The organism is Eisenibacter elegans DSM 3317 (assembly GCF_000430505.1).
Classification (GTDB): domain Bacteria; phylum Bacteroidota; class Bacteroidia; order Cytophagales; family Microscillaceae; genus Eisenibacter; species Eisenibacter elegans.
The window spans coordinates 253,807-261,197 of sequence record NZ_AUMD01000020.1; the positions used below are offsets into that span (position 1 = coordinate 253,807).

The 7,391-nt window shown below is 47.6% G+C and carries 6 protein-coding genes; 2 read left to right on the plus strand and 4 right to left on the minus strand.

Going from position 1 to position 7,391, the window contains the following annotated elements; translation table 11 throughout:
• Positions 1-286: 286 nt before the first annotated feature.
• Positions 287-919 carry a hypothetical protein gene (locus G499_RS0108750; protein WP_026999632.1) on the minus strand — a complete coding sequence of 211 codons (633 nt, stop codon included), beginning with the start codon at positions 917-919 and terminating at the stop codon, positions 287-289.
• A gap of 195 nt (positions 920-1,114) precedes the next feature.
• Entirely contained in the window at positions 1,115-4,141 is a 3,027-nt protein-coding gene (locus G499_RS19320) for a serine hydrolase domain-containing protein (protein WP_051296109.1), read from the minus strand.
• Between the two features lie 207 nt (positions 4,142-4,348).
• Between G499_RS19320 and G499_RS0108760 the strand changes: the two genes are divergently transcribed.
• Positions 4,349-4,741, plus strand: coding sequence for a hypothetical protein (locus tag G499_RS0108760; RefSeq protein WP_026999633.1), 393 nt, complete (start codon positions 4,349-4,351; stop codon positions 4,739-4,741).
• Positions 4,742-4,752: 11 nt separating this feature from the next.
• Here the strand turns inward: G499_RS0108760 and G499_RS0108765 are convergent, their stop codons facing one another.
• On the minus strand, positions 4,753-5,160 hold the full coding sequence (locus G499_RS0108765) for a response regulator (protein WP_026999634.1): 408 nt from the start codon (positions 5,158-5,160) through the stop codon (positions 4,753-4,755).
• Positions 5,161-5,166: 6 nt separating this feature from the next.
• Positions 5,167-6,564 carry a sensor histidine kinase gene (locus tag G499_RS21105; RefSeq protein WP_051296110.1) on the minus strand — a complete coding sequence of 466 codons (1,398 nt, stop codon included), beginning with the start codon at positions 6,562-6,564 and terminating at the stop codon, positions 5,167-5,169.
• Positions 6,565-7,003: 439 nt separating this feature from the next.
• Between G499_RS21105 and G499_RS0108775 the strand changes: the two genes are divergently transcribed.
• Positions 7,004-7,391, plus strand: a 388-nt coding sequence (locus G499_RS0108775; RefSeq protein WP_026998321.1) for an Rpn family recombination-promoting nuclease/putative transposase, incomplete at its 3' end; no start/stop codon positions are given.

Sequence of the window (7,391 nt, forward strand, 5' to 3'; positions counted from 1 at the left end):
CATAGGCTATTCCAAGAGGTTTTTTACAAAGCTACTTTTTTTGGCTACATCTTACAAGTATTCTCCTGTTGCATTTTGGGCAAAAAGTGTGCTAATGAGTATCGTCCTTGGTCGATTATGGGGTAAAACATTCTGTAGTCATTATGGCGTTGGTATGGCCGACACCGTTTTGATTTTGTTGCTACTGTGTTTACTTCGATACATCTAGCTCTAGGCGTACATTTAACCACCAAGGGCGCAAAATATACCCACAGGGGGTACCCCATCATTCTTCCCTAACCCACCCCTACATATTGGTATCGGCATTGATGATTTCAAAAGAATTAATCATCAAGTCCATCTCTTGGGTGTAGGTAGCTCTATTTTCTTCGGGAGCCCAGGTAATGAGTTGATAAAAGTGTTCTTTCGTTTGTACGACTGCTATTTTATAAAAAAAGTCCCCTTCGGTGCTTGTTCCCCTTATTTCGCCTTTGAGAGCAGCATACCCTCCTATTTCCAAGGTACTTGGGCGCAAGGTTTTGATATTGGTCATCGCCATTGCTAGCCGCCCGTTGACAAAGTTATAGTACACAGGCAAGGCATTGTAATCGGGGCTGAGGTCATAGCGGCTATCCCTGATAACGACCAAATAGAAGCGGCGTTTTTCGCTACCATATTGCAACAGCGCATGTTCGTTGAGGCTGCGTTGTTGGCCAAAATACTCAGGTATCATCATCTGATAACGGCCATCGGCAAAGATAAGGGTATCAAACTCATCAAACACCGAAGACAAGCTGCTCAGGTCGAGGCTATCGGTGGGCTGGATGGTGGGCGTAACGGGTTTTTCGGGTGTAGATTTGCCCCCACAAGCACTGAGCACACAGAGGGCAAAAAATAAGAGGACAAAAAAGCGATTTGTCAAGAGGTATTGTGGTTTCATTGGAGGTGTTTTGGTTGGTGCATTTTTATTTGAGTACGAAGCTATGCGTGCGTAAGTGGCTTAGCGATAGAGGCGATAGCTCCCCGCGCCAGACGGGATGTGAGTCCAAACCTGTATCGTTCGGCGCGGGGACTAAAGCCGAAAGCGCGACCCCGCCCCCCTGAAAGGGGCGGGGGAAGCCCAAAAAATTGTGTACTATTGTTCGGGTATCAGCGCTTGGTATACCTTTTCGATGAGTTTGCGTCGGGTGTGGTTATTGATGAGTTTTCGGTTTTCGGCATCTGTGTAGATGCGGTTCGACAGGAAGACAAAGACCAGCTCTTGGTCGGGGTCGACCCATACCACACATCCTGTAAAGCCTGAGTGGCCGTAGCCGTTGGGTGCTTTGGCGCGGGCAGGCATATACGAAATAGGGTCTGTTTCGGGCTTATCCCAGCCTAGGCCTCTGAAGTTTTCGGGCACTTGGCGGCGCGTAAATGTTTCGACAGTCGTAGGCTTGAGGTACTGATGGCCTCCGTAATAGCCCTTTTGAAGCTGCATCTGCATCATCACGGCCAAGTCTGTGGCGGTAGAAAACAACCCTGCGTGACCGGCCACGCCTCCCATTAGGGCTGCGCCTTGGTCGTGTACTGTGCCCTGCACCTGCTGTTTTCGGAAGTAAGTATCACTCTCGGTGGGCATTATCAGCTGCCTGTCAAAGCGTTGTAGCGGATTGTAGCCTGTCAGGCGCATGCCGAGGGGTTGGTAAAAAGTACGAGTAAGAAAGCTGTCCAGCTTTTCGTCCAGTAGTTTTTCACAAACTCTTTGCAACATATAAAAACTCAGGTCGCTGTATACATACTTATGCCTTGCCTTTCCTGGCGGATTGGGACTGCGTTCGGAGGCCACTGTCCATCGCCAGAGTGTATCTGCAATACCTTTGACACTGTACAATTCGTGGGCTACCTGGTTGGGGAAGGCCTCGCTGGCACTGGTGGCATAGTATCCGGGTTTGAAGCGCTCTTGAGCGTCTTGGGTGCGTTTCCAAAAAGGAATCCAGGGTACTAGTCCGGCTTGGTGCAAGAGCAACAATCGGAGAGTGATATCTTCTTTGTCTGTGCCCTTGAGCTCGGGCAGATAGTGTACAATGGGCTTGTCGAGATCTAGCTGCCCACGGTCATAGAGGTATTGCACGGCCTGTAGTGTGCCTGCTACCTTGGAGATAGATGCTACATCAAACAAGGTATACAGCCCTACGGGGGTGGTTTTGGCATAGGTAAAATGCCCAAAAGCTTCGCGCATTACGATGGCTCCTTTGCGTGCCACCACTACCTGACAGCCGGGAAACTCCCCTCCGGCAATGGCCTCTGCAATCATCGGCTTGAGCTGCTCAAGTACCTCAGTCCGCAGCCCTACGTTTTCGGGTTTATCAAACCGTAGCCGGCTCAAACCCGGACTTCGGGGGTTTTGCCCTTTCTTCAACTCTCCGACAGATACAGGCAATTGACCTTCTAGGGGCAGTGCGCCAAACAATGCTTGGGGTACCGCCTGCCGGGTTTGGGGAGTGTCTTCGTAGGCACAGATGACATGTTGGGCATTCTTGAAGTTTTTGAGGGTATACGGAGACCCATACAACAACAAAATGACATTCGTCTGTTGGCCAAGCTCTTCTACAAACTTGTAGACATAGGACGGGATACCATATTGTTTGGTGGCAGCCCGGCTAGTGCCCAACACACTCACCACTACCGTACCCGACTTGACAGCCTGCTTCAACACATAGTCGTAGTTGCCCCACATCGTATTTTTGTTGATGTGGTAATGTTTGAAATATGCATATCCGCTCAAAAGCTTCTGATACTCAGGAGACTCTATGTTGCCAATCGTTACTGAGGCTAGGCTCATCGTGTCTGGCCTTTGTAGCGGCAACAAGTTGCCTTTGGTTTTGACCAAGGTCAGCGCCTGCTCATAGAGCTGTTGTACAAGGCGTTGGTCTTCGGGAGGGTGCAGGTCTTGGGCTAAATTTTGAAGATCAATAGGGCGGTATTCGGCTAGGCCGGCATCATATTTAGCTGACAAGATCTTACGCACACGGTGATTGAGGTAGGCAGCCTCCAGCTCGCCCTTATTGAGGCTTCGTTGGATTTGTTTGATGCTCTGCGCCACATTGTCTGGGAAAAGCAATACATCATTTCCTGCCAACAGGGCTTGTAGGGCTATCTGCCAGCTTTTGGAATAATTAGACACTCCTTTCATATTGAGTGCATCTGTAAATATCAGCCCTTCGAAGCCAAGCTCTTGTTGTAGTAGCTGGGTAACCACGCGGCTAGAGAGGGTTGTCGGGCGATTTTGGCGGGCATCATAAGCAGGGATGTGCAAATGTGCCACCATCACACTACGCAGCCCGTGTTGCATCAATTTCTGAAAAGGGTACAACTCTAGGTTTTTCATCCGCAGGGTATCGTGATAAATCACGGGCAGGGTATGGTGTGAGTCGCTTTCGGTATCACCGTGGCCGGGAAAATGCTTGGCATTGGCCATCACTCCCTCCCTCTGAAGCCCTTGCATATAGGCCACACCACGTCGGGCAACTTCCTCTTTGTCTTCACCAAAGGAGCGGAAACCAATGACAGGGTTTTGGGGGTTGCTATTGACATCTACCACAGGGGCAAAGTTGATGTGTATGCCTATCCGGCGGCATTGACGGGCAATGGCGCGCCCCATTTCATAAATCAGTTTTACATCCTGTATGGCGCCTAAGGTCATCTGATATGGAAACTGCATGGTGCTGTCGAGGCGCATAGCCAAGCCCCATTCGGCATCAATCGAAACCAACAAAGGAACCTGAGCCGCCGCTTGATAGCGGTTGGTCAGGCGTGCTTGGCGCATAGGGCCGCCTTTGAAAAAAATCACTCCGCCTACGTGCTGTTCCCGCACCAACGCCTCTACACTACGCTCGTGTTCGGCTGTGCTGTCGGAATATGCCGCCACCATAAACAATTGCCCGATACGCTGCTCTTCAGTCATTGCCTCAAACACGCTGTCGACCCAGGCCTGACGCTTGGCCAAAAACGCGCTGTCGGGTGGAGGAGGCGTATAAAAATCAAAACTAGTGCCAGCCTTCGAGAGTTCTGCCGAAGGCTGGGGTTGTAAGTGCCTGTAAGTCAGGAAAGAAACCAAAACCAGTACAGGGCTGATGGAAAATATCCAAATCTGTTTTGAAAAAAAGAGACGGGTCATCATTCAATTGCGGGCTGTAAGCGTCATCTAAAACATAGTCAGGTCGTCGCGGCAAAGGTATTGTCGCATTTTGCCAAAAGTAATGTTTTTTGCAGATATAGCCAGCACACACCCTGCGAAAATTTAGCCCTGCTATAGATTTGTGTAATTCGCCTGATAGCTGTATTTTTGTGAAATAAGCTCATTTTTACCCATTAAGGCTTCCTAACAATGCGTATTATCTTTGTCAAAACCCCCAAAAACCGCCAATTCAATTATATACCCCGCTACTACGACCCAGTAAAGGAGGATTTGATGGAGCGTGTGCGCGAAAAAAAACGGGAAATGGCCGCCGAGGGGCTGATAGATCACGCAGATCTTGAGTCTGGCGATATCGCCGTTCGGATGGGGGTAGCCTTTGAGCGTAACCGCCTGCGCAAACAGGGAGCCTCCAAAAGCACTACTTATGGAGCTGGCCTCATTCGTGGCATCATTATGCTGCTGATGCTAGGAGGCATATACATCACTTTTGAGTTTGGGGTTGAAATCTTAGGTTTATATGCTGCTACTTCCGCCGTAGGCGTATATGTGTTGGCCAAAAGACTGAACAAACCCCAATACTAAGTCTTTTACTGTTATCTGTCTCCAAGACTGTTGAGCAGCTCCTTAAACCGCTCCGGTGTGATTGGCTTCACAATATAGTCCGATAACTCAGATATGGCCTTGGCGCGCTCTGTATCGGCAGGGTCTACAGATGAGCTAATCATATAAATAGTGATTTTTTTACCCATTTTAGGCTTTATAGCGATATAAGCTTCCAAAAACTGCCATCCATCCATAATGGGCATATTGATGTCCAAGAAGATAATGTCTGGCAATTTATCTGGGTCTTCGCTCGTGGTAGTCAGAAAGTCAATAGCCTCCTCACCGTCCGAAAACGTTAATACTTCACAAGCTACCCCACTGGTCTGAATGGTGCGTGTGGTGGTAAATTGATACACCTCATCATCATCTACAATAGAGATAATCAGTGGTTTTTGCATATCAGTTTAAGATTTGGGGTTGAAAAATATCTCAAAGGTAGTTCCTTGGTTTACTTCACTATAAACTTTTATCTCTCCACCAAGCGCTTCTACTTGCGTTTTGGTGATAAAAAGTCCTAGGCCTTTGGCCTCGGCGTGTCGGTGAAAGGTTTTTCTAAGCCCAAACAACTTATGGCCGTGCTTTTGGAGGTCTATCCCCAGTCCATTATCCTGCACCCGTAATACTTTTCGCCCATCTACCAAGGCCGAGTTGATTGTAATGAGCGGCTGACGCTCTGGGTGGCGGTATTTGAGCGCATTAGAGATTAGGTTGAGAAAAATACTCTCCAAATACGCACGAGGATAATGTATTTTTGTTACCTCATTGAAGTTGGTGTTGAACTGTGCCTGTGTTTCCAGAATAGTTCCCGAAAGTATCTCCTTTGTTTTTTGGTACACCTCTTCAAAAACCAGCTCTTCTCCTTCAATATCCGTATCTTCTTGGATTTTGAGAGTTTCAATCAACTCCTCCAGTGTAGTGCTCAAGTGCTGGATGACGGTTTCGAACTTCGCAAAAATCATGGTCTTGTCTTCTTCTGAGCTACTCGTGTTGTAAAAGTACAACAAGGAGTTTAGGTTGCTCACTGGTGCTCGCAAGTTGTGTGAGGTAATATGGGCAAAGCTAAGCAGTTGTTTGTTTTGTCTTCCTAGCTGATTGCTCAGTGTTTCTAGCTCTTCTTTAGCCTCTTTAAGTGCTAAGTTTTGTTCTTGCAACAAGTCGTTGGCTTGAGAGAGTTTGCGGATAAGCGGTTGCAAAATCAGCCCAAATTCTAGCAATAAGAGTCCCACAGCCACTGCGGCCAGTACTAGCTCCACTCGCTTGAGATGCTGTATCTTAGCGTTTGATTCCGCTACAAAAGTCTTCACTGTGGTTTCCATCGTGAGCAGAAACCGTAACTCATGTTGCTCAATCACCCGCATGGCACTATCAACTGTGTTGGTATCGGGTTGCCTCACTACTGCACGACAAGCCCCGACAATAGCTTCAAGATTGGGGGTGTTTTTGGTCAATAACTCATCAATTGTCTGGCTATTAATCCTCTTTAGCCCCTGCGACGAGCGGCCTCCTAACAAGCCCTGATGTACTTTTGCAAATTCCTCTGTCAGACGGTGAAGTGTGTCTATATTGGCTAATACCAACTCTGGCTTGTAACGTAGTTCATCTTGCAGATACAATACCCGCTTGGCAATGCGCTGGCTCAACATCCGTTGCCTGCCGGCAAGATTAATCAGGGTTGCATCCTCATTCTGTAGGTTGATATCATATTGTATAATCACCTGATTGATGATGATTGTCAATAGTACAGAGGAAATAAAAACAATGTACCGGAGTCGGACAGTGCGTGTTTTGAAGTTGGTAGACACGTCGGCGCAAAATTGAAATCAAATTGGACACATAAGGCAAGGTATAGCAAGTTAGCTCTTTTGCTCATAACAACAAATAGTTTTTCACACAAGTACCCCAAAACCAACGGTATCGGGTACACCCTACACAGCGCTCCAAGCCTTCACCTCATCACTCATAATCCAACCTTCATACTTCCCGAAATAGCCACCTATGTCAGGATAACTCCGTGCGCTGATATACCTTCCTAAGACATTTTCAAGCCACACCGTTAAAACTGTGGGCTAAGCCTTATTTTAGCCCCCCCAATAAGGCTCCAACTTGTCTCGGAGCTGGAGCGCCGAGCCACTTTCCCAAAAATGTCCTGTGGCTTATTCTTAATCCATATTTATCAACACATTTTCGCGAAATTATAAAAATAGCTATCTTGCTTTACCCATTTAATTGCTTTACAAATCCATGACTCCTGACAAGCCTTACGGTCGCTATATCGACCTTTTCACTGATTTTGGCTTCAAGCGTATCTTTGGTACTGAGCGCAACAAAGACATCCTTATCGACTTCCTCAACACCTTGTTAGCCAATGACTTGCCGCCTATCAAAACCCTAACCTACCTCGACAAGGAAAAGGCAGGTAAAAAACAAGAAGAACGTAAGGCGATTTTTGACCTCTTCTGTGAGGGTGAAAACGGCGAAAAGTTCATCATCGAACTCCAACGGGCGGCGCAAAGCTATTTCAAAGACCGAAGCCTCTATTATGCCGCCTTTGTCATTCAGGAACAAGGCCGCAGGGGTAAAAATTGGGACTACTCCCTCACACCCGTCTACAGCATCTCTATCATGGATT